This is a genomic window from Pseudomonas frederiksbergensis (genome assembly GCF_017114915.1).
Lineage (GTDB): Bacteria > Pseudomonadota > Gammaproteobacteria > Pseudomonadales > Pseudomonadaceae > Aquipseudomonas > Aquipseudomonas frederiksbergensis_I.
Genome location: NZ_JAAUOE010000019.1, coordinates 79,652 through 103,424, shown reverse-complemented (window position 1 = coordinate 103,424; position 23,773 = coordinate 79,652). Strand labels below are relative to the sequence as shown.

At 59.6% G+C, this 23,773-nt stretch carries 21 protein-coding genes; 6 read left to right on the top strand and 15 right to left on the bottom strand.

Features of this window, described 5'->3' with window-relative positions; all coding sequences use genetic code 11:
* Nucleotides 1-108: 108 nt before the first annotated feature.
* Complete coding sequence (gene acnB, locus HCU66_RS15525; RefSeq protein ID WP_205889312.1) at nucleotides 109-2,718, bottom strand: bifunctional aconitate hydratase 2/2-methylisocitrate dehydratase; 2,610 nt, start codon at nucleotides 2,716-2,718, stop codon at nucleotides 109-111.
* 408 nt (nucleotides 2,719-3,126) lie between these two features.
* On the opposite strand from acnB, the gene HCU66_RS15520 reads away from it, so the two are divergent.
* On the top strand, nucleotides 3,127-3,597 hold the full coding sequence (locus HCU66_RS15520; protein ID WP_007937731.1) for a DUF1289 domain-containing protein: 471 nt from the start codon (nucleotides 3,127-3,129) through the stop codon (nucleotides 3,595-3,597).
* Between the two features lie 150 nt (nucleotides 3,598-3,747).
* On the opposite strand, the gene HCU66_RS15515 is transcribed toward HCU66_RS15520, so the two are convergent.
* Complete coding sequence (locus HCU66_RS15515) at nucleotides 3,748-4,611, bottom strand: universal stress protein (RefSeq protein WP_205889309.1); 864 nt, start codon at nucleotides 4,609-4,611, stop codon at nucleotides 3,748-3,750.
* Nucleotides 4,612-4,769: 158 nt separating this feature from the next.
* On the opposite strand from HCU66_RS15515, the gene HCU66_RS15510 reads away from it, so the two are divergent.
* Entirely contained in the window at nucleotides 4,770-5,378 is a 609-nt protein-coding gene (locus tag HCU66_RS15510; RefSeq protein ID WP_205889308.1) for a MiaE family protein, read from the top strand.
* Here the strand turns inward: HCU66_RS15510 and HCU66_RS15505 are convergent.
* The 4 genes from HCU66_RS15505 to HCU66_RS15490 all read right to left on the bottom strand — a co-directional run bounded on the left by HCU66_RS15505 (nucleotide 5,375) and on the right by HCU66_RS15490 (nucleotide 8,613).
* Nucleotides 5,375-5,863 carry a GFA family protein gene (locus HCU66_RS15505; protein ID WP_205889307.1) on the bottom strand — a complete coding sequence of 163 codons (489 nt, stop codon included), beginning with the start codon at nucleotides 5,861-5,863 and terminating at the stop codon, nucleotides 5,375-5,377. The genes HCU66_RS15510 and HCU66_RS15505 overlap by 4 nt on opposite strands.
* A 125-nt stretch (nucleotides 5,864-5,988) precedes the next feature.
* On the bottom strand, nucleotides 5,989-6,606 hold the full coding sequence (locus HCU66_RS15500) for a DNA-3-methyladenine glycosylase family protein (protein WP_205889306.1): 618 nt from the start codon (nucleotides 6,604-6,606) through the stop codon (nucleotides 5,989-5,991).
* A 74-nt stretch (nucleotides 6,607-6,680) separates the two neighbouring features.
* On the bottom strand, nucleotides 6,681-7,493 hold the full coding sequence (locus HCU66_RS15495) for an isocitrate lyase/PEP mutase family protein (protein WP_205889305.1): 813 nt from the start codon (nucleotides 7,491-7,493) through the stop codon (nucleotides 6,681-6,683).
* Nucleotides 7,494-7,530: 37 nt separating this feature from the next.
* Nucleotides 7,531-8,613 (bottom strand): bifunctional transcriptional activator/DNA repair enzyme AdaA, encoded by a 1,083-nt coding sequence (locus HCU66_RS15490; RefSeq protein WP_205889304.1) that lies wholly within the window; start codon nucleotides 8,611-8,613, stop codon nucleotides 7,531-7,533.
* Between the two features lie 126 nt (nucleotides 8,614-8,739).
* Between HCU66_RS15490 and HCU66_RS15485 the strand changes: the two genes are divergently transcribed.
* A complete protein-coding gene (locus tag HCU66_RS15485; protein ID WP_205889303.1) occupies nucleotides 8,740-9,153 on the top strand; it encodes a VOC family protein in 414 nt (137 codons plus the stop codon).
* Between the two features lie 3 nt (nucleotides 9,154-9,156).
* On the opposite strand, the gene HCU66_RS15480 is transcribed toward HCU66_RS15485, so the two are convergent.
* From HCU66_RS15480 to HCU66_RS15455, 6 genes are all read right to left on the bottom strand, one after another.
* On the bottom strand, nucleotides 9,157-9,777 hold the full coding sequence (locus HCU66_RS15480; protein WP_205889302.1) for a LysE family translocator: 621 nt from the start codon (nucleotides 9,775-9,777) through the stop codon (nucleotides 9,157-9,159).
* Between the two features lie 178 nt (nucleotides 9,778-9,955).
* On the bottom strand, nucleotides 9,956-10,246 hold the full coding sequence (locus HCU66_RS15475; RefSeq protein WP_205889301.1) for a hypothetical protein: 291 nt from the start codon (nucleotides 10,244-10,246) through the stop codon (nucleotides 9,956-9,958).
* Between the two features lie 169 nt (nucleotides 10,247-10,415).
* On the bottom strand, nucleotides 10,416-10,628 hold the full coding sequence (locus HCU66_RS15470; protein WP_205889300.1) for a DUF1059 domain-containing protein: 213 nt from the start codon (nucleotides 10,626-10,628) through the stop codon (nucleotides 10,416-10,418).
* Nucleotides 10,629-10,763: 135 nt separating this feature from the next.
* Nucleotides 10,764-13,205, bottom strand: a complete 2,442-nt coding sequence (locus tag HCU66_RS15465) for a TonB-dependent siderophore receptor (protein ID WP_205889299.1) — start codon at nucleotides 13,203-13,205, stop codon at nucleotides 10,764-10,766.
* An 89-nt stretch (nucleotides 13,206-13,294) separates the two neighbouring features.
* A complete protein-coding gene (locus HCU66_RS15460; protein WP_205889298.1) occupies nucleotides 13,295-14,263 on the bottom strand; it encodes a FecR domain-containing protein in 969 nt (322 codons plus the stop codon).
* Complete coding sequence (locus HCU66_RS15455; RefSeq protein WP_205889297.1) at nucleotides 14,260-14,766, bottom strand: sigma-70 family RNA polymerase sigma factor; 507 nt, start codon at nucleotides 14,764-14,766, stop codon at nucleotides 14,260-14,262. Before HCU66_RS15455 ends, HCU66_RS15460 begins: the two co-directional genes overlap by 4 nt.
* A gap of 175 nt (nucleotides 14,767-14,941) precedes the next feature.
* Here HCU66_RS15455 and HCU66_RS15450 point away from each other — a divergent pair, with 175 nt between their 5' ends.
* Nucleotides 14,942-15,529: a LysE family translocator gene (locus HCU66_RS15450; RefSeq protein ID WP_205889296.1), complete on the top strand. Its 588-nt coding sequence runs from the start codon at nucleotides 14,942-14,944 to the stop codon at nucleotides 15,527-15,529.
* Between the two features lie 85 nt (nucleotides 15,530-15,614).
* Here HCU66_RS15450 and HCU66_RS15445 read toward each other — a convergent pair whose 3' ends face one another.
* The 3 genes from HCU66_RS15445 to HCU66_RS15435 form a co-directional block, all read right to left on the bottom strand.
* Nucleotides 15,615-19,280 (bottom strand): hypothetical protein, encoded by a 3,666-nt coding sequence (locus tag HCU66_RS15445; protein WP_205889295.1) that lies wholly within the window; start codon nucleotides 19,278-19,280, stop codon nucleotides 15,615-15,617.
* A 242-nt stretch (nucleotides 19,281-19,522) separates the two neighbouring features.
* Nucleotides 19,523-20,359 carry a helix-turn-helix transcriptional regulator gene (locus HCU66_RS15440; RefSeq protein WP_205889294.1) on the bottom strand — a complete coding sequence of 279 codons (837 nt, stop codon included), beginning with the start codon at nucleotides 20,357-20,359 and terminating at the stop codon, nucleotides 19,523-19,525.
* Nucleotides 20,360-20,393: 34 nt separating this feature from the next.
* A complete protein-coding gene (locus HCU66_RS15435; RefSeq protein ID WP_205889293.1) occupies nucleotides 20,394-20,897 on the bottom strand; it encodes a VOC family protein in 504 nt (167 codons plus the stop codon).
* Between the two features lie 219 nt (nucleotides 20,898-21,116).
* On the opposite strand from HCU66_RS15435, the gene HCU66_RS15430 reads away from it, so the two are divergent.
* Both HCU66_RS15430 and HCU66_RS15425 read left to right on the top strand, forming a co-directional pair.
* Entirely contained in the window at nucleotides 21,117-21,578 is a 462-nt protein-coding gene (locus HCU66_RS15430) for a (2Fe-2S)-binding protein (RefSeq protein WP_205889292.1), read from the top strand.
* Between the two features lie 25 nt (nucleotides 21,579-21,603).
* Nucleotides 21,604-23,772, top strand: a complete 2,169-nt coding sequence (locus HCU66_RS15425; protein ID WP_205889291.1) for a xanthine dehydrogenase family protein molybdopterin-binding subunit — start codon at nucleotides 21,604-21,606, stop codon at nucleotides 23,770-23,772.
* Nucleotide 23,773 lies beyond the last annotated feature (1 nt).

Below are 23,773 nucleotides of genomic sequence, written 5' to 3'. Positions count from 1 at the left end.
GCATTCCCACGCAGAGCGTGGGAACGATCAGTGGTCTTCAGCTAAACCAAGGCATAAAAAAACGCCGCACATCTCACGATGGGCGGCGTTTTTTATGGCGTTGTAACGTTAGGCTTGAACGACCGGGATGTTGGCGTTCGCAGCAGCTTCACGGAACTCGGCGATCTGGTCGAAGGACAGGTAGCGGTAAACGTCGGCCGCCATGCTGTCGATCTTGCCAGCGTATTCCATGTACTCCTCGACGGTCGGCAGGCGACCCAGGATGGAAGCCACGGACGCCAGCTCGGCCGAAGCCAGGTAGACGTTCGCGCCGTCACCCAGACGGTTCGGGAAGTTACGGGTCGACGTCGACACCACGGTGGAGTTCGGCTCTACACGTGCCTGGTTACCCATGCACAGCGAGCAGCCTGGCATTTCCATGCGTGCGCCAGCCTTGCCATAGATGCCGTAGTAGCCTTCTTCGGTCAGCTGGTGAGCGTCCATTTTGGTCGGCGGCGACAGCCACAGACGGGTTGGCAACTGACCCTTGACCTGATCCAGCAGTTTACCGGCAGCGCGGAAGTGACCGATGTTGGTCATGCACGAACCGATGAACACTTCGTCGATCTTCTCGCCAGCAACGCTGGACAGCAGACGGGCATCGTCCGGATCGTTCGGCGCGCACAGCACAGGCTCGCTGATGTCGGCCAGGTCGATTTCGATGACTTCGGCGTATTCGGCGTCGGCATCGGCTTCCATCAGTTGCGGGTTGGCGATCCAGGCTTCCATCGCTTGAGCGCGACGTTCCAGGGTACGTGCATCGCCGTAGCCTTCGCCGATCATCCAGCGCAGCAGGGTGATGTTGGACTGCAGGTACTCGGTGATCGACTCTTTCGACAGCTTGATGGTGCAACCGGCAGCCGAACGTTCGGCCGACGCGTCGGACAGCTCGAAAGCCTGTTCCAGCGTCAGGCCTTCCAGGCCTTCGATTTCCAGGATGCGGCCGGAGAAGGCGTTTTTCTTGCCTTTCTTCTCGACGGTCAGCAGACCGTTCTGGATGGCGAAGTAAGGAATGGCATGAACCAGGTCACGCAGGGTGATGCCAGGTTTCATTTTGCCTTTGAAGCGCACCAGAATCGATTCCGGCATGTCCAGCGGCATGACGCCGGTGGCAGCGGCGAACGCGACCAGACCGGAACCGGCCGGGAACGAGATGCCCATCGGGAAACGGGTGTGGGAGTCACCACCGGTACCCACGGTGTCCGGCAGCAGCATGCGGTTCAGCCACGAGTGGATGATGCCGTCGCCCGGACGCAGGGAAACACCGCCGCGGGTCATCATGAAGTCAGGCAGGGTGTGGTGGGTGGTCACGTCGATCGGCTTCGGATACGCCGCGGTGTGGCAGAAGGACTGCATCACCAGATCAGCGGAGAAGCCCAGGCACGCCAGGTCTTTCAGTTCGTCACGGGTCATGGGACCTGTGGTGTCCTGGGAACCCACGGTGGTCATCTTCGGTTCGCAGTAGGTGCCAGGACGAATGCCTTTGCCTTCTGCCAGGCCGCAAGCCTTGCCGACCATTTTCTGCGCCAGGGTGAAACCCTTGGTGCTTTCGGCCGGAGCTTCAGGCTTCTTGAACAGGTCGAACGGTGGCAGACCCAGCTCGGCGCGAGCCTTCTCGGTCAGGCCACGGCCGATGATCAGCGGAATACGGCCGCCAGCGCGGACTTCGTCCAGCAGAACCGGGGTCTTCATTTCGAAGGTGGTCAGGACTTCATCGGTACCGTGCTTGCAGACTTTGCCAGCGTGCGGGTACAGGTCGATCACGTCACCCATGTTCATGTTCGAAACGTCGAACTCGATCGGCAGTGCGCCGGCATCTTCCATGGTGTTGTAGAAGATCGGAGCGATCTTGCTGCCGAAGCAGAAGCCGCCGCCACGCTTGTTCGGAACGTAAGGGATGTCGTCGCCGAAGAACCACAGTACCGAGTTGGTCGCCGATTTACGCGAGGAACCGGTACCGACCACGTCACCGACGTAGGCGATAGGGAAACCTTGACCGCGCATTTCTTCGATCTGCTTCATCGGGCCGGTCTTGCCTTGTTCATCAGGCACGATGCCGTCACGGGCCATTTTCAGCATGGCCAGGGCGTGCAGCGGGATGTCTGGACGCGACCAGGCGTCTGGAGCAGGGGACAGGTCGTCGGTGTTGGTTTCGCCGGTTACCTTGAAGACGCGCAGGCTGATCTTGTCGGCCAGCACCGGGCGCTTCTTGAACCACTCGCCGTCCGCCCAGGACTGCAGCACGGCCTTGGCGTGAACGTTGCCGTTCTTGGCTTTTTCAGCCACGTCGTGGAAGGCGTCGAACATCAGCAGGGTGTGCTTGAGTTCTTCGGCGGCTACTGGTGCCAGTTCGGCGTCGTCCAGCAGGTTTACCAGAGTCACGATGTTGTAGCCGCCCTGCATGGTGCCGAGCAGTTCAACAGCGCGCTTCTTGTCGATCAGGGGGGATTTGGTTTCGCCTTTGGCGAGGGCAGACAGGAAACCGGCCTTTACATAGGCGGCTTCGTCCACTCCTGGCGGAACGCGATTGGTGATCAGGTCAACGAGGAAAGCTTCTTCGCCAGCCGGGGGGGTCTTCAGCAGCTCGACCAGGCTTGCAGTTTGTTCGGCGTTAAGCGGCTGGGGAACGATACCCAGTGCTGCGCGCTCTTCGATATGTTTGCGGTAGGCTTCAAGCACAGTTATTACCCTCATCAGTGGTCCCAAATGGGTGTCCGGGACGCTCATCCCGAAATTGCCGTACTCATGCGCTGCGTGGCGTTGTGGGCCGCTTAGCCAGAATTACCGGCAATTCCTTACAGAAGCTGCTTTCAAAGTTTTACGCCTGCAGAACGGGGAGCTGATGAGGGTTGGCGTTGGGCTTTTCCCCGCTGGAAAAACCCTTCGCCAACACCGCTCTGAAGGAACGACTGTGCTCGTGACGCTTTGAAAACAGCTTCTAACGGACATTGGCGCCTTAAAAGGCTGGCTGATTCTACGGCAAAAAAAATTTAAAGGTAAGTTGGGTCCAAAACTTTGAGGGGTGATGAATGTTAGACAAAGGGCTAACATGCCCGCCTGTTCTGCTTTCCCGTGTTTTGCCTACCTATGCCCAATCAGACCATCAAGACCCCCTGCGTCGGCCTCTGTTCCACTGTTTACGGTGATCTGGTGTGCCGTGGCTGCAAGCGTTTCCACCACGAAGTGATCCACTGGAACGGTTACAACGAGGAAGAAAAACGCGCGGTGTGGCTGCGTCTTGAGCAGCTGTTGTCGCAGGTGATGGCCGCCAAGGTAGAAATTTTCGATCCTGCGCTTCTCAGAATGCAGCTGGAACAGCGCAAGATCCGCTTTGTGCCGCATCAGTCGGAATATTGCTGGGCTTATCAGTTGATCGCTCGGGGCGCGCGGGTGATCAATAATCTGGAAGCCTATGGGATGGTGCTGCTGCCGGAGTTTCGCGACTGGAACCTGCCGGAGCTGCGCGATGCCATTGATCGGGAGTTTTTCCTGCTGTCTGAAGCGCATTACCAGCGTTACATTGCGCCGGGGTTCCTAAAAGACGCCTTCGGCGGCTGATTTTTAAAAGCTTCGCGGGCAAACCTCGCTCCTACAGTCTTGCGTTGCTTANAAAGCTTCGCGGGCAAACCTCGCTCCTACAGTCTTGCGTTGCTTACCCTGTAGGAGCGAGGCTTGCCCGCGAAGGCGATCGACCCGACGCCGAAAATCTCAATGCCGGATCACGATCTCCTCCAGATGGTCCATGACTGTATCCGGCTTGAGCACCAGCACATCGCTCTCCAGCGCATCGAGCACCACTTCCGCGGTATTCCCGATCAACGCCCCGGACAACCCGGTCCGGGCCACGGTGCCGATCACCGTCACAGAGGCCCCCAGCTTATGGGCCATGTACGGAATCAACACATCCGCCGGGCCTTCTTCGATGTGCAGGTGGTCGTCGTCGATGTCGAACTCGGCCTGGAACGCCTTGCACTGCTCGCGGTAACGGGCTTCGATGGTTTCCTTGAGCTGGAGCGTCGGGTCGGCCGCCGACAGCATCGGTGACGGATGGGCGCTGATCACGTGTAGATGGGCCTTGGCCAGGCTGGAAATGTCGTAGCCATGATCGATGATGCTGGCATGCAAGGTGCGGTGTTCGCCGTCCATGTTACCGACATCGATGGCCGCCAGGATCACCCCGCCGGCCCAGGGTTTGGCGGTTTTCACCAGCAGCACCGGGGTCGGGCAGTAGCGCAGCAGTTTCCAGTCCGCCGGGGTCAGCAGGGCCTTTTTCAGCGGGCTGTCAGGGAAATGCTGCTTGACCACCAGCCCGCAACCTTCGGCCTGCTGCACGTCGATAATGGTTTCATGCAGGCTTTCGTTCCAGGCTTGCTCGGTGGTGACGTTGTAACCATCCGCCAGCAGGGCCACCTTGAGTACGCCGAGCATTGCGCTGTGATCATGCTTTTTATCGCAGACCAGCAGGTGCAGATGAGCCTGGGTCACGCCAGCGATCAATTTGGCCCGTTTGAGCGCCAGGCTTTCCGAGTGTTCGGGCTCGATGACCACCAGAATGCTGCGAATGGCTTGCATGATCGGGTTCTCCAGGAAGGTAAAAACACTGCGTTGGACAACTATAGTTGCTGGTCGGGCATTCGCGACTTGATGCATATCAACGGTGGCGGCTGGTGGTCTGTCGGCAGGCCGGTATAATCGGCGCCCTTCGTTTTGAACCTTTATCCGTGAGCCCCATGATCCTTCCCGAAATTCACGAGTTCCTCGGCTGTCGCACGCCCGATGGCTGGGTCCAGGCTGCGCTGGCCGATCAGGAAACCCTGCTGATCGACCACAAGAACTGCGAATTCAAGGCGGCCAGCACGGCGTTGAGCCTGATTGCCAAGTATCACTCGCACGTCGATCTGATCAACCTGATGTCGCGTCTGGCCCGGGAAGAGCTGGTGCACCACGAGCAGGTCATGCGCTTGATGAAAAAGCGCAAGATCGGGCTGCGTCAACTGTCCGCCGGGCGTTACGCCTCGGGGCTGCGTAAAGTGGTGCGTAGCCACGAACCGGTGAAACTGGTGGACACCCTGGTGGTCGGCGCCTTTATCGAAGCCCGCAGCTGCGAGCGTTTCGAGGCGCTGGTGCCGCATCTGGATGAAGAACTGGGCAAGTTCTACTTCGGTTTGCTGAAAAGCGAAGCCCGGCATTTTCAGGGTTACCTGAAACTGGCCTATCAGTACGGTGACGCCAAGGACATTGCCCAGGTGATCGACAAGGTTCGTGACGCCGAGCAGGCGTTGATCGAGTCGCCGGATGTGGAGTTTCGCTTTCATAGTGGTGTGCCGGTCGCGGCTTAACGCCTCAAATCCAGGCGCTCATGCCACTGGGCAATGGACTCTTCGGGGTAGACGTCAAATTGCTGGTCGCCCGGATGCGCCTCGACTTCCACCCACGGCGCCTTGGAACCGAGCATCAGATGCGTGTGCTCCGGCGGTACGGGCAACGGAGTGTCGATGGCTGAGGCAAACGGGTGAATCAGTTCCGGCCACTCAGGGCTGAACAGCCATAATCCCGAGCCGCAAAGAGAGCAGAAATGCCGCTCGGCGGTGCTGCGGCGGGTGCGTTTATCACCTTCATCCTTGAGCCGTGCATGGTAAATGGAGATGCGTTTGCGACCGCGCACCTTGAGGCTGGCGGCATCGCCCGCGAGGTTGATCGCGTAACCGCCACCGCCCTGGGTCTTGCGACAGATCGAGCAGTAGCAACGCTGATAAGGGTAGGGGTGGGCGCTGGTCAGGCTGAACGACACCGCGCCGCAATGGCAGGAGCCTTCGAGCTGCATGGGGACCTCCGACAGGCATTTCTGGACAGTTGGATTTGTGGTGGTTGGCCGGGCGCCTTCGCGGGCAAGCCCGCTCCTACAGACCAAATGTTTGCGGTCTTGCCGACGATGAACGATTACACGGTCTACCGATTGGGTACCCGCCACAAGTACCATGCCGCCACCGTCCGATAAGGGCTCCACGCCCTCCCGATATCGATCAATTGCTTGCGACTCGGCTGTTGTTCCAGCCCCTTGAGCCGTCGATAACCCTCACGCACCCCAAAATCATCGGCCGGCAAAATGTCCGGCCGTTCCAGGCTATAGATCAGCAGCATTTCCACGGTCCAGCGACCGACTCCGCGCAAGCTGATCAAGCGCTCGATCAACGCTTCATCGTCCATGGCCAGCGCCGTGGCGTAGTCCGGCACCACGCCGTCCAACGCCGCCTGCGCGATGCCCTGAATGGTCGCGATCTTGCTGGCGGAGAACCCGCAACCGCGCATCTGCTCGAAATCGGTCGCCAGAATCTGCTCGGGTCTGGGGAAGGTGCTCTCAGGAAATAACGCCAGCAGCCGGCCGACAATCGCATCGCCGGCCTTGGCATGCAGTTGCTGATAGGCAATCGCCCGCACCAGCGACTCATAAGGATCGCGAGCCGCATGGGGCTGATGCAGGCAGGGGCCGACAGCGCTGATGTGGCGTTGCCAGTCGGCATCGAGGGCCGAGAGGAATTCGCTGGCCAGTTGATAAGTATCGGGCATGGAGCATCCTGAGGGGCGGGTGACTGCGGCAAGACTAGTCGTCCCCCCGCAGCGCCGCACCCTATTGCTTGCGGTCAAACTTTCCCGGTCGGGGCCAGCAGGGCGTTCACTTCGCCATAGGTGAAGGCCTTGAGGTTGCTACTGTCGAGTTTTCCGGTTTGCAGAAAGCTTTTGGCCAGGCCGGCCATGGCACCGTAGAGGAACTCGGCGATGCCCGAGCCGGCGCTCAAACGGCGCACGCCGAGGGCTTGCAGTTCTTCCGGCGCAGGCAGGCCCGGGAAACCGAGCACGTTCAGCGGCAGGGTTGTGCCGTGGCACAGGGCGTCGATCTCGTACGCCGCCGTGACACCCGCGGCGAACAGCCCGTCGGCACCGGCCGCCTGATACAACGCGGCCCGCTTGAGCGTCTCTGCGACACGATCTTCGGCCGGCACCAGGCCCCTGAGGTACACGTCAGTGCGGGCATTGATGAACAGCTTCACATTCCGGCGATTGGCGACCTGGCGCGCGATTTCGATCTTGCGGGCCAGCAGGTCGGGCGGGGCAGCACCGTCCTCGATATTGATCCCCACGGCGCCAGCGGCGATCACCGCGTCGACCACTTGCGCCACCCGCCCCAGGTCATCGGAATAACCCGCCTCGATGTCCACGCTCAACGGCACGCTGATGACCCGGGCGATGGACTCGACGGTGGAAACCAGCCGTTCCAGTGGCAAGGTGTTGCCATCCGGATAACCATGAACCCAGGCCACCGCCGCGCTGCTGGTGGCCACGGCTTTGCTGCCCAACTGTTCCACCAGTCGCGCCCCGGTGGCATCGGCGACGTTGGTCAGAATCAGCAGGCCGCTCTGGTGCAGTTGGTGGAATTGAGTGTCGAGTGTGTCCATCGAATGTCCTTCCTTTTTATTGGAACCCGTGGAGTGATCAGAATGCCAGTTGTTGGGTGATTTGCACCGCGGCGCTTTCCAGCCGGAGCAGAAACGCTTTGCGCGGTTGACCACCACCATAGCCGGTCAACGAGCCATCTGCGCCGATCACCCGATGACAGGGCAGCACAATCGCCAGGCGGTTTTGTCCGTTGGCCATGCCCACGGCACGACTGGCGCCGGGCTTGCCCAGTTGCGCGGCAATCGCGCCATAAGTGCTGGTCTGGCCGTAGGGGATCTTCATCAATTCGGTCCACACCTGTTTGGCGAATGCGCTGCCGGGCAGGTGCAATGGCACGTTGAACTCGCTGCGTTTGCTGGCGAAGTATTGCGCCAGTTCTTCTTCGATCTGCTGCAAATGCCCGTTGTGTCCGGGGGCCACGGCATAGCCATAACGGTTCTGCAGTTCTTCGATTTCCTTGGTCAAGGCCGGTCGATCGAGAAATTCCAGCAGCACCAACCCGCGCCGTTCGGCCATGGCGATCATCGGCCCCAGCGGGGTGGTCAATCGGGTGAACAGCAGGGGTTCGCTGTGGACGGCGCGACCGGGCGTGATATGGAACGACTTTTGAAACGCATCGCGAAAACCGCTCAGGGACTCGTAGCCGGAATCGAACGCCGCGTTGTCGATGGATTCACCCTGTTTGATGCCGCCCAGGGCGATGCCCAGGCGTCGGCTGCGCAGCCAGGCGTGAAAGGTCATGCCGAAGTGCTGCTTGAACCAGCGCCGCAGTTTCAGCGGCTCGATGCCCTCGGCCTGCAATTGGGCATCGGTCCAGCGCTGGTCGGGGTCGGCGTCGACGGATTTGAGCAGTTGCTGCACCCAGTCCGGGGCAATGGCCGCGGCGTCCAGGGGTTTGCAGCGCAGGCAGGCGCGATAGCCCGCTGACATCGCCTCATCGGCATGGGCGAAGAACTCGACGTTTTCCGGCTTCGGTTTGCGCGCCGTGCAACTGGGGCGGCAGAAGATGCCGGTGGTTTTGACCGCGGTAAAGAACACCCCCTCGTAGGCGGTGTCGCGTTCGAGCATGGCGCGAACCATCTCGGCGTGGGGCGGCAGCACAGCGTTTTGTAGGTTCATGGGCTGAGCATAAGCCGCGTCGCCTGGCGCCTCCACCGGAAAATCGACAGTGAATTTTTGTGGCCCTGAACTACAGTCATCGAGTCACCGGCAATGCTGTAAACGATATTTACAGGAATCCACCTAATGCAAGCGTTCACGATTAAACACATCGATCACATCGTCCTGCGCGTCGAGGATCTCGAGCGAAGCATCACTTTTTACCGCGAGGTATTGGGCGCCGAACTGGTCAAGCGTCGCGACGATCTGGGCCTGGTGCATTTGCGTGCGGGCACCTCGATGATCGACCTCGTCGACATCCAGGGCGAACTCGGCCGCAAGGGGGGGGCTGCCGCTGGCCGCGAACGGCGCAACGTCGATCACTTCTGCCTGCGCATCGAACCGTTTGACGAGCAAGCGCTGGTCAGTCACTTGCAGTCCTTCGGCCTGGCGCCCGAGAAAGCCGCCGTGCGTTTCGGCGCCGAAGGCAACGGGCTGTCGATCTATTGCTTCGATCCGGACGGCAACCTTGTCGAACTGAAAGGACCGTCCCAAGCGTAAGGATCAGGCCCGTTTCGCCATCAACAGCACCGAGGCCGCCGCCGACAACAAACCCGCGCAGCAACGGTTGAACAACCGCTTGCCCCGTGGTTCGGCGAACCAGCGGCGCATGTGCAGGCCCATGTAGGCGTAGGCGCTGATGGCGATCCATTCCAGCAGCAGGAACAGCGCGCCGAGCACCACGAATTGCGCGGCAATCGGTCGAGTCGGGTCGACAAACTGCGGCAGGAACGCAGTGAACAGTAAGATGGCCTTGGGATTGCCCGCCGCCACCAGGAATTCCTGCCGCGCCAGAGCGACAATTCCAATCGGCGCGCCGGTCACAAGCCGCTCGGCCTCGGGATTGGCACGCCACAGTTGCCAAGCCAGGTACAACAGGTAGGCGGCGCCGATGATCTTGATCGCGTAGAACAGCCATTCCGAGGTTTGCAGCACCACTGACAAGCCGACGGCGGCCAGGGCGATCATTGCGGCAAACGCCAGCAAGCGACCGACGCCGGCCACACAGGCGCGACGGTAGCCATAACGGGTGGCATTGCTGACTGACAGCAGATTGTTCGGGCCGGGGGCCATGTTCAGGGCGAAGCAGGCCGGCAAAAACAGGGTGAGGGTGGCGAGGTCCATGAACGGCGCTCCAGAAGCGAGAGCGGTAGTTTTATCACGAAGGGGTCATGGCCTGGCCTATACAGTGGGGGATGCAAATGGCCGTACACTTAATGGCACCGCATCCCCGCATTCCCTGTAGGCGCGCACCTTGAATGCAGGCACGCAAATGCTTCATGAGAGCAATCGCAAGGGCGCGCTATTTGATCTGCACAATAACCGGACCTTCCGTTACGACCGGCGGGTCGGCGTGGATATGCGAGGCATTTTTCTGAATCCAGTCGCGCGCGACTTTCAAGCTCGCATCGGTGCCGGTCTTGTCCGTGCAAACAGTCACCGACGTACCGCCATCACCCGTATTGAGCAGTGTGTAGCTTACGAGGCCAGGCACTGTGCGCAGGGTCGCTTCGACGTCGGCATTGCGCTCTTCTATAAGCTCGAAAAGCTGCTTTGCTCCAGCACCCAGGTAGGTTCTTATCACCGCATACATAGTCGTCTCCTTGGGGAGTACCGTCTTGATGCCAATCCAGATCCGCTGATGGCCGCTATCGCTCAGGTTTCAGCGCGCCTGATGTATTGAGCTTAGCCAAACGCTGGCGACAAGCGTAATGCAACGACCGAAGGCTCGGGCAGCGTTCGGCCCGAGCCTTTGGCGGCTCCTACGCAGGACGCGGTGCTTCAACAGGCGGGGTGCCGTCGTGAAACATCGTCTTCAGTTGCGCACGCAGCTGCGGTGAGTCGGTGTGTTTGTGAACACTGACCGCATGCTGTGCGGCGGCCTCGAGCAGTTCGTTTTCAGAGTCCGCGGACAGCGCGACCGAGCATTTGGAATCGCTTGGGAACTCGCGGCAGTCGATGTATTTACGCGCCATGATTTTCTCCTCCCTACGAAAAAGGCAGGCCGTGGCCTGCGTGAATGAACACTCGACGCGCCACCCCCTGGATCAAACACGGTTGCATGTCGCGCGAGTGTGCCGACTTTTAAAGTATAGGCCCGCCACTCGTGGCTAGAACGTGGGGGTGTATTTCACGCTGAACATGAGGTTTCGCGGATCACCAAAGTTGTTGTTGCCATTAAGCTGGTTGTACCCCGCCATGTAGTAGTGCTTGTCAAACAGGTTGTTGGCGTTGAGTGCCAGACTGATCTCGGGGGTAAGTTGGTACCCGAGACGGGCGTTCCACACGGTGTAACCCGGCACCTGGTAAGTTCGTTCGTAACCCAGGGTGTGGCTTTGGGCGGTGAAGCCCAGGCCGGTGCTGACTCGGCTCCAGTCACCACTGAACTGGTAGTCGCTCCAGACCCGCAGCATGTGTTTGGGCGTCCATTGGCTGAAAACTTTGCCTTCGTTGGTCGGATCCTCGAGGTATTTGGTGGTGTTGTAGGTGTAGCCGGCGAACAATTGCAAACCGCTGAGCACTTCGCCGCTGATTTCCGCCTCGATCCCCTGGCTGCGAACCTTCCCCGCGGCCGTCGAGCAATACCATCCGTCGCAGGCGAAACCCGAGGCGACGTCGTTGACGGCGCGGTTTTCCTGGTCGTAGCGGAACACGGCCAGGGAGGTGTTGACCCGGCCATCCATCAGCTCGCCCTTGAGGCCGATTTCGTAGTTGGTGCCGATCACCGGTTTGAGCACCGATCCGCTCGCGGTGCGTGCGGTCTGTGGTTCGAACACGTCGGTGTAGCTGGCATAGACCGCCCATTCGCGGTTCAGGTCGTAGACGATGCCGGCATAGGGCGTGACTTCCCCGGTTTCGTTCGTGGTACTTGGAGAATTGGCGATAGAGAGGTTGCTGAATGCCGCCTGGTTCGCTGACGTGTAGCTGTAGTCGTACCAGCTGACCCGGGAGCCGAGCACCAGCGTTAGCGGCTCGAACGGTTTGATCCGCCAGCTGCCGTACAGACCCTTTTGACGGATGTCGTACTGGCTGGTGGTCGCTCGGCCGCCAACGGTATTGAGCAAGCCCTCGTAGCTGACTTCGGGGCGGTCGTGGTCGATATCGAAAATGCTGTCGCTGCTGTTATTGAAGGTTCGCGCGAAACGGTCATCCGTGGTCATCTTGGCGTAATTGCCGCCCAGCATGATTTCCTGCGGCATGGACAAGGCTTCAAAGTGCCCGGTCAGGTTCATGTCCAGACCGATCTTGGTGGAGTCGAAGTCCGTGACCCAATCGGCGTATTGCACGCCACTGCCATCGGCGTTGAGGCCGTCTGCGGAGGTTTGCACCCGCTGGTGGGTGGATTTGTTCTCTTCACTCATGCGCACTGCGCCGACCTTGAAGGCCCAGTCATCGTTGAAACGATGCTCCAGATCGGCATAGACGGTGGTGACGTCGATGTCCGAATGGTTCCAGCGAGCGCCGGAGTAGGTTGAACGCGACACGTCGACAGGGTCGCCGTTAGCGTAGCGTGGCAGACCACGCAGCATTGGGCGTGATTCGGCATTGGAGCGGCTCACGGCCACGCCCAGGGTGGTGTCGTCGCGCAGATCGATGTCCAGAGCGCCGTACAGCGAGTGGGTCTTGCTCCATTCATAGTCGATGAATGAACCGCTCTGGTCCTCGTCGGCAACGAAGCGTCCACGCACGGTGCCGGTCTGGTTCAGCGGCCCGCCGGCATCCAGTTGCAGGCCGTAGTGATCCCAGGAGCCAGCCTTGCCGGTGAGGGCCACGGTCGGTGCGTTCTGGCCGCGTTTGCGCACCAGGTTGATCGCACCACCGGGGCTGCCTGTGCCCTGAAGCAATCCGGAGGCGCCGCGCAGCACTTCCATGCGATCGAAGAAAATCAGGTCCTGCGTGGCCCAGTTGCCCAGCGAGTAGGTGTTGCGCGGGATCGGCACGCCGTCGTACTGCCAGTCATCGATCTGGAAACCGCGAGAAGTCAGGATCATGCCTTTGCCCACGCCCTGGACGCCCACCAGTCCGGTGGTCTGGTTGGCCGCGTCCTTGAGATCAGTCAAGCCCTGGTCGTCCATTTGTTTGCGGGTCATGACCGTGACCGATTGTGGAATTTCCTTGAGGGTGTGTGTGCCCTTGCCGAGGGTCACCGACCGCGCGGCATAGGAGCCCGAGCCTTCGGTGGTGGCATCGGCGCTGCGCTCGACGATGCTGGTCACATCCAGTTGCAGCGTTGCGTTGCTGTCCGTGGCCGGCTCGACGCTGAAGTTGCCTTGCTCGGTCACCCGCAATTGCAGGCCGCTGCCCGTCAGCGCCCTGTGCATCGCCTGTTCAGCAAGCATCTGGCCGATCACCGCCGGCGCCTGTTTGCCCTGCACCAGTGAAGGCTCCAATGAAACGATATGCCCGCTCTGGCTGGCGATGGCATTCAGCGTGCTGGCCAGTGGGCCGGCCGGCAAGTTGAAGGTCAGGGTTTGCGCCTGGGCCAGTTGGGGGCTGGCCAGTGTTGCCAGGGCAGCGGCGGCGCAAAGGGATTGGGACCACGGGTTGAACACAGCATTCTCCTGATCGTGTGGAAGTGTCAGGAGATAGGTGGGACGAGAAATGAAAACCGGACACGAATGAGAGTGATTTTCAAAAAAAATTATCTGGCACGAATCAGCGTTACCCAGGGGCTGTAGCGGTCCACGCGTATTGGCAGGGTTTCGGCTAGAGCGGTGAAGGCCCGATCGGGGTCGTTGAGCGGGAAAACGCCCTGGACGCGCAAATTGCGAACCTCGGGGGCGACCCGTACAAAACCCCGACTGTAGGGGCGTAGAGCGTCGACGACCTGATGCAGCGGATCGTCCAGCACGTTCAGCCGCCCACTGAGCCAGTCGGCGCGATGGCGCTGGTCGCCAGTAATGGGGATTATCTGCCGGTCATACAGCAAGGCCGACTGACCTTCTTGCAGATCAAGCGTCGTGCCGTTAAAAAGCCGCGCTTCGACCGAATGCTGCAGCACCACCACCCGGCTGTCGTCCTGCTCCTGAGCGACCAGGAATCGAGTGCCCAGCGCGCGTATTTCACCCTGTGCGGTACGCACGCGCAGCGGACGTCGGGGATCGGCGGCCACCTGAATCACCAGCTCTCCGTGGCGCAGAACCACCAGCCGTTGCTGGTCATCGAAGTGCAGGTCCACCGCGCTGTCGGCGTTCAGGCTCAGGCGACTGCCGTCGACCAGATTGAAGTCCTGACGTTGGCCGCGCCCGGTGTGCAGATCGGCCAGTATCGAATCACCCAGCGGGCTGCGGGCACCCAGCCACAAACCGCCACCGAGCACGCCCAAACCGGCGATTACACGGAGCGCGTCGCGTCGCGAACCATGGGGCTGCAGCAGCAGTTGACGGGCTTCGCCGGCTTGACCGGGCACACGTCGATCCAGGGTGCGAACCGTGTTGAAGGAATCGCCGACACGCTCCTGCAAGGTTGCCCAGGCCTGAGCATGGGCAGGATCCATCGCCAGCCATGCGTTGAAACGCTCTTGCAATGCGGCATCGGGCGTACCGGCGCGCAGCCTCACCATCCAGTCAATGGCCTGCTCGCTGACGGGATCCAGGCGCTGCTTGCTCATGGCGATAATTCGCTCAGATAGCACTGGCGCAGCGCCTGTTTCATGTACCGGCTGACCGTGCGTTCCGACAGCCCCAGCTTGTGCGAAATGGCCACGTAACTCAGACCGTCCAGTTGGCTGTAGAGAAAGGTCGCCTTGACGATCATTGGCAAACCGTCGAGCGCCCGGTCGATCGCGACCAATGCCTGGATCAATTGCAACTGTTCTTCGGGAGAGGGGGCCAGTGCTTCGGGCAGCGTGGACAGGCGTTCCAGGTACGCCAACTCCAGCTTGCGCCGACGATGACGATCGAACATCAGCCGTCGAGCGATCGTTGCAAGGTACGCACGGGGTTGTTCGATGCTGTCGGGGTCGACGCGGGCCACCAGCATTTGGCAAAACGTATCGCCGGCAGTGTCCTGAGCATCCGCGTGATTGCGAAGACGCCGCTGAATATGCTGCAGCAGCCAGCGGTGGTGGTCGCTGAAAAAGACGCCCAGCTTGCTGGTAGGGAGAGGTTGCACCGGTCGATTTTCCAGGTCTTAGTGTGAATCGTTCTCAATACTACCTGCGTGATGAGGGTCACTGCAATCCGGGGTGATGTTCAGGCCCAAAGGCAGAGGGGTATTTTCTTCAATACAGCGTTCAGGTGGCTCTTTACCTTGAGGCCTGGTTCAACTGAATTGATGAAGGTATGCAATGAGTCTGATTCTTTCCATGGCGGCGTTTGCCCTGGCGGCTTCCATTACACCGGGCCCGGTGAACATCGTGGCGTTGAGTTCCGGGGCACAGTTCGGCTTTCGTGCCAGTCAGCGGCATGTGGCCGGGGCGACGCTGGGGTTCGTGTTGCTGCTGGTATTGATGGGGCTGGGGTTGCATGAGGTGCTGAAACTGTGGCCATTCATGACCCGGGTGGTGCAACTGGCCGGGGTGGCGTTTCTGCTGTTCATGGCCTGGAAACTGGCCACCGATGACGGCCGTCTTGATGCGAAAGAGTCAGGCCGGGCGCCGTCGATGCTCTACGGCGCGGTGATGCAATGGCTCAACCCGAAAGCCTGGCTGGCTTGCGTGGCAGGGATGGGCGCGTTCGTCGCTGACGGCGAAGCCCGGCTGGTGTGGCAGTTTGCGGCGGTGTATCTGGTGATCTGCTATCTGTCGGTAGGTTGCTGGGCCTATGCCGGGACGTTTTTGCGCGGCTACCTGAGTAATCCGCTGGGGATGCGGGTGTTCAATCGCGCAATGGCGTTGTTGTTGGCAGTGAGCGCAATTTACCTGCTGCTGCCTTGAGTGCCGTCAAAATTCCCCTGGATGTGGGAGCGAGCAAACTCGCTCCCACAATAGTTCTGCGCAGGCCTGTATTAGCTCACTAATGTCAGGCCAATCCGCTCAGCGCATCTTCCGATGTTTTGCCGAGCGCGTTGAATCGCCCCTTTCGCAGTTCCGCAATGGCGTACACGGCGCGGGCGGTGCGGCCGTTGCCATCGACAAAACTGTGATAACCGAGCATTGCCCCCAGCATCTGCTTGGCGAAATGCTCATTGGCCGGATCCAGTGCCGTCGCGTGTTTTTCCAGCAATGCTGCCCCTGAAACGTTGGACGGGTAACGAGCCTCACCGGTAGGGCTCCGCAAGCCGCCAGTATCCCTTGGTGCGATTCGGCGATGTAACTCGGTGTAGACGGCCGGGTCATTCAAAGGCTTGCCGTTGGCGCTGTACTCGAGCAGCAGGTTTTTTATGCTATCCAACTCGTTGCGAGAGCTTGAGGCGTTGAGGATCCAGGCTGTGGCGCGATCGGTGTTGTCTGTCAGCCCTCCCGGATTGAATGTCAGTTCGTCCAGGACGCGGTCGAAAGGTGCCTTGCCCAGATCTTTTGCAATCAGTGTGTTCTGGTGGGCCTGCATGTACGTCAGGTTTTTGTACTCGATCTGCAAAGTGGTATCGAACAGCTCTGGCAATGTCGTGTGGTCACGGAACTGATGCAGATTGGCCAGGCTGTATTTTTGCGCCTGTTGCTTCACCAGGCTGTCGACCACCTGCGGATCCAGTATTGTTTTGAGCGACTGAGCAGAGTCGGCTTTGAGTGCAATGTCGACCAGAGCGTTTTCCAGCAGGTGCGTCAGTTCCTGTTCGGGGATATTGCCCAGCAGTTTTGTGTCATTGGCGTGCAGTTGCTTGAGAATCTGTTCCGCGTTCTCGATGAGATCACTTTTGAAAACGGCCCTGGCATGGGTCACCGTGTCCAATGACATGCGGATCCGCGAAGCCGAGCCGGTATGATCGATGGCCTTGAGCAGGTTGTAGCTGTTCGCTCCAGTCAGATAACGCAATTGCTGCCGCGCTTGACGGGTGGTGGAGAGGGTGTGAGCGCTCAGTTTCGAAACGCCTCGGCCGAGCAGTTTGCCTCCGCCCCTGAGCAACTTCGGCAACCCGTCCAGCGGGTTGAACAGGCTCAGGGTCGTGCCTGCCAACACCCGGGAAGCCGAAAGCAGTCTGGTGGCCATGGTCGCGGCTTTGGTGCTGCTAGCGACAATCTTGACAGGTACGGCCGCGATGGTGAGGGCCAGCACTGCAGCGTCCACAACGCAGTCGACGATAGCAGCCCCCTGCTTTTTAGCGTCCGCAGAGGCAAGTCCTTCCACGCACTCCTTGAACGGAATGATCAGGTTGAGAAGGGTGTTGAAAATGGCTTCGGTCTTTTCAATTGCCCGCTCTCTTTGGGTTTGGTGGAGACCTAGCTGGCGAATCTCACTTTGCGTGATGTACGGATTTTCCTTGGCAATAAGTTCGCCGAGCGCCTCTTTGCGAGCAGAGCGAAAATAGGGGTTCGGGTAGTCTGGATCCGGATCCCCGGTCAGCGGTTTGAGTTCAGCGATCTTGCGGATGTACAGCCTGGAATTGGCGTTATCTCGCGGAGCCAGGTTTTGCAGGTAAGCCCGTATGTCGATGGGGATGCTTTCGATCTTTTTCCGGTCAACGAAGGTTGTATCGAGGCGATGGAAGTCGCCCGAGATCAATGGGGTAAAGATCTCTTCAAGTTCAGGGTTGTACCGGCATTCCATCCTCATGGGAAACAGTTCAAAACAGCGGATTGTGTTATTAGCGTACTGCGCGCAAATGATGACGCCATAACGACCCGTTTCCCCCGGTAACTCAGCTGCCGGGATGGTGACACCAGGGCGGGCGGACACGGTTTCGTCTCTGAAGTCGATTTTCTGAATGCAGTAAATACCCAAAGCCCCGTATTCAATGTACCTGGCATCCTCCGGGTGCAGTTGCGAAAGTGCGACTTCGATATAGCTGGCCAGCGCTCCCGTCATTGCGTTGAACTGCTGCTCGATAGCGGGCTCGTAAAGCTCGGCAACGGGAAACAGTTGCGCCAGTGCCGGATACGAGTTGTAGAGACTGGTGCCTCTGATGCGATCCCAATCCTGAGTGTGAAGTTCATCACCCATATAAAGATCGAGCAGCGAAACTTTGCGACCGGCTCCGCCTCCGCTGCCACGGTGTTTGACCAGCCGTTCATCGGGATCACAATCCGGTACGGCGGACTTCAGTTCTTTTAAAGCGAGCTGTCTACGGTCAGGCAACGGTTTGGAAAAAGCCTCGGCGGCGCTCAGCAACTTGTTGAGGTACTGTTCATATTCCTGCGTGGCGTGGGTGATGGCTTCCTGGTTCACGTTGCCTTCGGCATCGTGAGTGATGAGTCCATTCATCAAGGCCCAGGTGACCACCGGATCAACCGAATGGGACGCCTGCAATGATGCCAGTTGTGGCATAGCCTTCGCGGATTGCCCGAACCCCAGCAGCTGTTGGTACGTCATTTTGCGGGTAACGCCTGGAATCAGCGCTTCTGCGAGATGCACGGCCTGAGTGCCGACCACCCACGCCGGTGTACCCATTTGCAGTCCGGACGGCCACTCGGCAAACAGGTATTGCGGCGTCATTCCCCCGAGCACCAACTCCGCCACCAGCGGGGCAAACAGGGGATCGAGGTTCAGACTGTCAACCAGATGCTTTTCCAATTGCGAACGGACATAGGAAGGATGACGTTTGAAGTAACGTTTCGAGTAAAGGTCGAAACCGGCGAAGGTCGTGTTGGCAACGTCCAGGGCCGGGTCGAGGTCGAGCAACATGGCGGCGATCAACAGTTGCTCGACAAGCTCGGGCGTTGGCCTGGATTCAGCTTCGTTGGCGAACCAGCCCAATGCTTCGATATAGTCTTGCGCTTGCCCGGAGCTCCATACCGCGAGTTCGATCAGCCGCTGTAAGCGATAGTTCGTGCTGGTCGACAATGCGTCTGCCGAAGTGCTCTCAAGCATTAAATGCGCACCGAAGTGCGCCACCAGCGAGGTTTCTCCTCCAGTCAAATCCTCTGTCACTTGACGAATGATTGCCCGATGCTTTTCATCGAGTTTGAACGGCGAATCGTCAGGTGCGTCCAGCAGGTCCCAGTAATTTCCGTACTTGGGGCTCTCGGGCAATGTCGAGAAATTGAGCAGGTCAAGCAGGCTTCTGGTGTCTTGTTCGTTGTTCGGCACTTGCAGACCTTGAAAGCGTAGCCATTGACCGACAACGATGTGGTCCCCTGAAGTAATCCACCCACCGGTCAACTTGGCCATGTTGGCCAAAAGCTTCAGCTCGTTGTCGAAATCTGCCAGGCCGGCGACGTCGGCAGTGATGTCCTTGGGAGAAACATAAGCGGTGCCCCGACGGTTATTGTTGCCGATCAAATTGCGATAGGAGAAATACAGGCGACCACGGTCATCCACCAGGAAAATCGCGCTCTGCGGTATGGCGCGTCGATTGCGTATCGTCAGAAAGTCGGAATGCCGGACGAGTATGGATAAAGAAACTTTGGCGGGGCGATGAATCTGGTCAAAAGAGGTTCCTCCCACACAGGGAACCAGAATTCGGTTCCACGCCCATTCAAGATGTTCAATGGCATGTTCATTGCCAATGACCTCAGTGATTGTTGTAATTATTTCTTGTTTTTGAAGTTGATCTGCGGTGTGTGCGGGCTGCATATCTTTGGAATACATATTTAAAATTTTTCTGATCGGTGAATGATGAGTAACAGGCCGTAGTTAAATAAATGGCTGTTGCGAGTAGTTAAGTTTTGAGGGTAAAGGATAACTTTGTGAAGCGTGTTCGTATTTGCATGCAAAGTGTTTCGCGGGGAATGTGCGGCGTATTGAAGCCCGGTTGTTTTGCGAGGCCGGTCATGTTGTTAGTTATGTGTGTATATATTTGTCCGGGACAAGGCAATCCGGCTATTGTGGTATCAACCGCGATACTGCCCCGGCGTAGCCGCCAGATGCTGTTTAAACGCCCGCTGAAAATGCGCCTGATCGGCAAACCCGGCTTCCAGCGCCACATCGGCGATCAGCCTGCCGCTGCGCAGTCGATCCCGGGCGAACTGGATGCGTCGGTTGATCAGAAATGCATGGGGTGTCATGCCGTAATGCTGCTTGAAGGCGCGGATCAGGTAGGACGGTGACAATTGGGCCGCTTCGCAAATGTCCTCGAGCTTGAGCGTTTGCGTGCAGTTGTCGCGAATGTAGTCGGCGGCCCGTTCCAGCTTGAAATTGGCTTCGCGCAGCGGTTGATCGACGGGGTTGAGCCGCTGTTGCACTTCAGTGAAAAACTCCACCGCCGCACTGTGCTTGCGCAGCACGTCTTGCTGCTGATCGACCAATACGTCGTACAAGTTCTTCAGGCCGGCGAACAGCTCAAGGTCGCGATTGTGGGTGATGGAAAACCGGCGAAACGCCGAGTCCTGGCTGAAACCGAGTTGATGCTGCAAGTCGGTCAGCCAAGGCGTCTCGACGTACAGCATCAGGTACGACCACGGCTGATCGTCGATCGGGTTGCACGCATGTACATCGCCTGGGTTCATCAGCACCACGGTGCCGGCCGCGACTTCGAACTGCGATTGTTCATGAATATAGATGCTGCGCCCGGCGGTGATCGCGCCGATGGAAAAGTGTTCGTGGGCATGCCGGCTGTAACAGACCTCGCGACCATCGGCGATGGAACGGGCTTCGATAAAGGGCAGGGCGTCGTCGCGCCAGAAGCGCGGGGCTTTGTCGGCATCTTTTTTGACGACGCTGTGCTTCATCTCGGTGTCCTCGGCAGGCCAGGGCTTGAGTGTATTAGCTCTGGCCAGCAAAGGCTCGTTCCAGCTCGGCGATGTCGAGCTTTTTCATCTGCAGCATCGCTTGCATGGCACGCTGGGACTTGTTCGTGTCGGGATCCTGCATCATGTGCATCAGCGCCACCGGCACGATCTGCCACGACACGCCGAACTTATCCTTAAGCCAGCCGCATTGCTGGGCCTGCACCGGGCCGCCGGCGGACAGGTTGCCCCAGAAATGGTCGACTTCTTCCTGGTTCTGGCAATTGACTTGAAACGATATCGCCTCGTTGAACGTGAACACCGGCCCGCCGTTGAGCCCTGTAAAGGTCTGGCCGTCGAGCTCGAAACTGACAGTCATCACCGAACCTTCCGCACGGCCATGGATTTCCTGACCGGCCTTGCCGTAGTGGGTGATGGCGGTGATTTTAGAGTGGTCGAAGATCGAGCAATAAAACTTCGCCGCCGCTTCGGCCTGATCGTCGAACCACAGGCAAGGCGTGAGTTTTGGAAAGCGTTGCATGGCGGTTGTCCTCGGCAGGTTAGACACGCTGGATTATCAGCGTAGTCAGACTGAAGGCGACGGGTGGTGCCGTAGATCGACAAGTTGGCGACCGGTGGTCGATGAACATGGCTTGTGGGTCAAATTGCGCTTAGCTGTAGGGATAACCCAGGGCGCGCGTAGGCATTTCGCTGCCACAGCGGCGCCCCTTCAGAGCACTGTGAGTCTGAGGAAACCCGCATGCTGACCCTGAACATCAATGGCAAGGACCAGGAACTGGATGTCCCCGCGGACATGCCGTTGCTCTGGGTGCTGCGCGATGTCGCGCACCTGACGGGCACCAAATTCGGGTGCGGCATGGCCCAGTGTGGCGCTTGCACCGTCCATGTCGACGGCGCGCCGCTGCGCTCCTGCATCACGCCCGCCACGGCGGTGGCCCACGGGCAGAAAATTCTCACCATCGAAGGCCTGTCCCGCGACGGTTCGCACCCGGTGCAACAGGCCTGGGCCGAGCTCGACGTGGTGCAGTGCGGTTATTGCCAGTCCGGGCAGATCATGTCGGCCGCCGCCTTGCTGGCGAAGATCCCCAAACCCACCGACAGCGACATCGACCAGGGGTTGTCCGGCAACATTTGCCGCTGCGGCACCTACCCAAGAATCCGCGCCGCGGTCAAACGCGCCGCCGAGATCGGTCGAGGTTGAAGCCACGTTGAAGGGAGTCTGAGCCATGAACAGCATCAACGCTGTCTCACGTCGCGGTTTTCTCAAGGGCAGTGCCGTGTTGGGCGGCGGTCTGGTGGTGGGGTTTGTCATCCCCGGCGGCCATCGCTTTGCCCTCGGCGCCGAGAATCAAGGAGACGTTTTCGCGCCCAATGCCTTTTTACGCATCGGCAACGACAACAGCGTCACCGTGCTGCTCGGTCATTCAGAAATGGGCCAGGGCATCTGGACCGGCCTGACCATGCTGATCGCCGAAGAGCTGGACGCCGACTGGTCGAAAATCCGTGTCGAACACGCGCCGGCCTCGGCCGCCGAGTATGGCCTGCCGGGGTTTGGCGGGATGCAAATCACCGGCGGTTCGACCTCGACCTGGATGGAGTTCGATCGCTATCGTCAGGCCGGGGCGACGGCACGCTTGATGCTGATCGAGGCGGCGGCCAAGCGATTCGACGTGGCGCCTTCGCAGATTCGCACCGAATCGGGCGTGGTCATCGCCGGCGATAAACGCGCCACTTACGGCGAACTCGCGGATGACGCCGGCAAGTTGCCGGTGCCGGATCCGGCGTCGATCAAGTTTAAGGAGGCCAAGGACTGGAAGGTCATCGGCAAACCCACCAAACGCCTCGACACCCCGGAGAAAATCACCGGTCGGGCCAAATTCGGCATGGACGTGCAATTCGACGGCCTCATGACGGCGATGGTCGCTCGGCCACCGGTGTTCGGTGGTAGCGTCAAATCCTTCGAAGGCGCTGAGGCACTGGCGATACCGGGGGTGCACAAAGTGGTGCAAGTGCCCACGGGGGTGGCGGTGATTGCCGATCATTACTGGGCGGCAAAGCTGGGCCGTGATGCATTGAAAGTCGAATGGGACCTGGGGCCGAACGCCGGGCTCGACAGCCAGCAACTGCTGGAGAGCTTTCGTAAACTCGCCGCGACCCCCGGCACCTCGGCCAGCCAGGCCGGGGATGCGACGGTGATGTTAGGCAGAGCTGCGAAGACTATCGAGGCCGAATACAGCGTGCCGTACCTGGCCCATGCACCGATGGAACCGCTCAATTGCACGGTGAAAATCACCAAGGACAAATGCGAAATCTGGACCGGCACGCAGTTTCAGACCCTGGATCAGATGATCGCCGGGAAAATCACCGGGCTCAAACCCGAACAGGTCGAGATCCACACCCAATTTCTCGGTGGCGGTTTCGGGCGTCGGGCCAACCCGACCTCGGATTTTGTCAGCGAGGCGGTGTACGTCGCCAAAGCGGCGGGCGTGCCGGTGAAAACCGTCTGGTCCCGAGAGGATGACATTCGCGGCGGTTACTATCGCTCGGCGTTTCTGCATCAGGCGCGCATCGGGCTGGACGCCGACGGCATGCCGATCGCCTGGAAGCATGTGCTGGTCGGGCAGTCGATCATGGCCGGCACATCGTTCGAGGCGACCATGGTCAAGGACGGCGTCGACAAAACCTCTGTCGAAGGTGTGGCCGACAGTCCTTACCTTGAGGGGCTGGCCAATCACCTGGTCGACCTGCATTCCCCGCAAACCGGCATCAGCGTGCTGTGGCTGCGGTCGGTGGGGCATACCCATACGGCATTCGTCATGGAGTCGTTGATCGATGAACTGGCCGACGCGGCGGGCAAGGATCCGGTGGAATACCGACGGGCCTTGCTCAAGGCGCATCCGCGGCATCTGGGGGTGTTGAATCTGGCGGTGGAAAAAGCCAACTGGAAGGCGCCATTGCCGGATGGCCACGCGTTGGGTGTGGCGGTGCATGAGTCCTTCGGCAGTTACGTCGCCCAGGTGGCCGAGGTGTCCCAGGACAACCTGGCGATTCATGTGCACCGGGTGGTGTGTGCGGTGGATTGCGGCATTGCGGTGAATCCGCAGGGCATCGCCGCGCAGATGGAATCAGGCATCACCTTCGGTCTGGGATTTACCTTGCACAGCAAACTGACGTTCAAGGACGGCCAGGTGCAGCAGTCCAATTATCACGACTATCAGGTACTACGCTTGAACGAGATGCCCGTGGTCGAGGTGCACATCGTCCCTAGCAGCGACAAACCCGGCGGCATCGGCGAGGTTGGTGTGCCGCCCGTGGCGCCAGCCGTGGCGAATGCGGTGTTTGCGCTGACCGGGCAGCGTCTGCGGGAACTGCCGCTGCAACTGTCGGGGGTGTGAG

Coding starts and splice junctions, on each gene's coding strand:
- HCU66_RS15520 (WP_007937731.1), top strand. CDS start 3,127: ATGCCCAATCAGACCATCAAGACCCCCTGCGTCGGCCTCTGTTCCACT.
- HCU66_RS15515 (WP_205889309.1), bottom strand. CDS start 4,611: ATGCAAGCCATTCGCAGCATTCTGGTGGTCATCGAGCCCGAACACTCG.
- HCU66_RS15510 (WP_205889308.1), top strand. CDS start 4,770: ATGATCCTTCCCGAAATTCACGAGTTCCTCGGCTGTCGCACGCCCGAT.
- HCU66_RS15505 (WP_205889307.1), bottom strand. CDS start 5,863: ATGCAGCTCGAAGGCTCCTGCCATTGCGGCGCGGTGTCGTTCAGCCTG.
- HCU66_RS15500 (WP_205889306.1), bottom strand. CDS start 6,606: ATGCCCGATACTTATCAACTGGCCAGCGAATTCCTCTCGGCCCTCGAT.
- HCU66_RS15495 (WP_205889305.1), bottom strand. CDS start 7,493: ATGGACACACTCGACACTCAATTCCACCAACTGCACCAGAGCGGCCTG.
- HCU66_RS15490 (WP_205889304.1), bottom strand. CDS start 8,613: ATGAACCTACAAAACGCTGTGCTGCCGCCCCACGCCGAGATGGTTCGC.
- HCU66_RS15485 (WP_205889303.1), top strand. CDS start 8,740: ATGCAAGCGTTCACGATTAAACACATCGATCACATCGTCCTGCGCGTC.
- HCU66_RS15480 (WP_205889302.1), bottom strand. CDS start 9,777: ATGGACCTCGCCACCCTCACCCTGTTTTTGCCGGCCTGCTTCGCCCTG.
- HCU66_RS15475 (WP_205889301.1), bottom strand. CDS start 10,246: ATGTATGCGGTGATAAGAACCTACCTGGGTGCTGGAGCAAAGCAGCTT.
- HCU66_RS15470 (WP_205889300.1), bottom strand. CDS start 10,628: ATGGCGCGTAAATACATCGACTGCCGCGAGTTCCCAAGCGATTCCAAA.
- HCU66_RS15460 (WP_205889298.1), bottom strand. CDS start 14,263: ATGAGCAAGCAGCGCCTGGATCCCGTCAGCGAGCAGGCCATTGACTGG.
- HCU66_RS15450 (WP_205889296.1), top strand. CDS start 14,942: ATGAGTCTGATTCTTTCCATGGCGGCGTTTGCCCTGGCGGCTTCCATT.
- HCU66_RS15445 (WP_205889295.1), bottom strand. CDS start 19,280: ATGTATTCCAAAGATATGCAGCCCGCACACACCGCAGATCAACTTCAA.
- HCU66_RS15440 (WP_205889294.1), bottom strand. CDS start 20,359: ATGAAGCACAGCGTCGTCAAAAAAGATGCCGACAAAGCCCCGCGCTTC.
- HCU66_RS15435 (WP_205889293.1), bottom strand. CDS start 20,897: ATGCAACGCTTTCCAAAACTCACGCCTTGCCTGTGGTTCGACGATCAG.
- HCU66_RS15430 (WP_205889292.1), top strand. CDS start 21,117: ATGCTGACCCTGAACATCAATGGCAAGGACCAGGAACTGGATGTCCCC.
- HCU66_RS15425 (WP_205889291.1), top strand. CDS start 21,604: ATGAACAGCATCAACGCTGTCTCACGTCGCGGTTTTCTCAAGGGCAGT.